This is a genomic window from Methylibium sp. T29 (genome assembly GCF_000576205.1).
Classification (GTDB): domain Bacteria; phylum Pseudomonadota; class Gammaproteobacteria; order Burkholderiales; family Burkholderiaceae_C; genus Methylibium; species Methylibium petroleiphilum.
This window is the reverse complement of sequence record NZ_AZND01000492.1, coordinates 1-1,331: the sequence shown is the minus strand read 5'-3', so window position 1 is coordinate 1,331 and position 1,331 is coordinate 1. Positions and strand designations below refer to the sequence as shown.

General features: G+C 65.7%; 1 protein-coding gene. It reads left to right on the top strand.

Annotated elements, in window-relative coordinates; translation table 11 throughout:
- Nucleotides 1-91: 91 nt before the first annotated feature.
- Nucleotides 92-1,331: hypothetical protein (locus x551_RS22300; RefSeq protein WP_036251693.1), on the top strand; the 1,240-nt coding region annotated here is incomplete at its 3' end.

Sequence of the window (1,331 nt, the reverse complement as noted above, 5' to 3'; positions counted from 1 at the left end):
GGTTGGAGGCTCACACCGGGGATACCGCAGGACGCTTTTTGCACGCTGTGGGTCGGGGCCAATCGGGCAGTGAAGTTTACTAGGAGCGGCCATGCCGAAGATCCCCATCATCCAATCCGAACTCGCCCCGACCTTCCAACGTGTCGGCGCCGGCTCCCTACGTGACGGCGGCGGCGTCAGGCCTGTCGATCCCAGCGGCCTGGTGCGCGGCGTGGCCGACGCTGCGGACGCCTACCAGCAAGCCGAATTCGAGCAGTCCAAGGTCCGCGCCACGGAGAAGATCGCCGACGCGCAACTCGAATGGACGCGCACCGAGATCGACAGGCGAAACCAGTTCGATCCCTCCGGCGCCGAGCCCTACACAGAGAAGACGCTGCGGAACTTCGATGACTTCAAGGCGAAGCTACTGCGTGGCGCGGCCGGCAACGATGAGGCGCGCATCCTCCAGAGTCGTCTCGCCGGCCTCCGCGAAGGTGTGCTCACCAAGTCGATCGAGTTCGAAGCCGATGCCCGCTCCGGGTATCGCCGGCAGACCCTCACCTCGACGCTTGGAAAGCGCGCCGCCACTGCAGAGATCGATCCCGCCCAGGCGCTGGATTTGATCGCCCAGCAGGTGGCCGAGATCGACAACAGCGATCAGCTGTCCGTGCTCGAACGCAACGAGATGCGCGAGCAGGCCAAGGGCAGCATCGCCTACGCCGCAGCGCTCTCGATGGCAGGCAAGGACCCCGCCGGCCTGCGTGAGTCGCCGCTGATGTCCATGGTCCCCGCCGAGAAGCTCCCGACCCTGCTGAAGGTGATCGAGAAGTCGGACATGCTGATGCAGTCGCAGGACCAGGCTGACGAGATCATGGCCCGCAAGATCCCGCTGGGCGAGGCGATGCAGCTCATCGAGAAGGACTACCAGGGCGAGCACGAGAAGCTGCTGAAGACCGAAGTCATGGGCAGGTACGCCTATGCCGAGGCCACGCGCCGCGACCACGAGGAGCAGAACTACGGGACTGCACTGCTGGAGGTCGAGCAGACCGGCAAGGTGAGCACGACGACGTGGGGCCGCCTGAGCGACACCCACCGGGCGGCCGTCCTGAACCGCCAGCAGGCCGAAGCCCGGCAGCGCCGCATGGAAGCCCAGGGGCAACCCGTCAAGACCAATTGGGACCTGTACCTCACCCTCCGTCAGCAGGCCATGGACGACCCCCAGGCCTTTACCAGGACCGACCTCAAGCAGTACGTCGACAAGATCGGCCCCGGCCAGATGGAGCAACTGCTCGACCTGAAGGGCAAGACCGAGAAGGCCGGCAAGGCACCGCGTGATGCCGTGACCCTCAGCC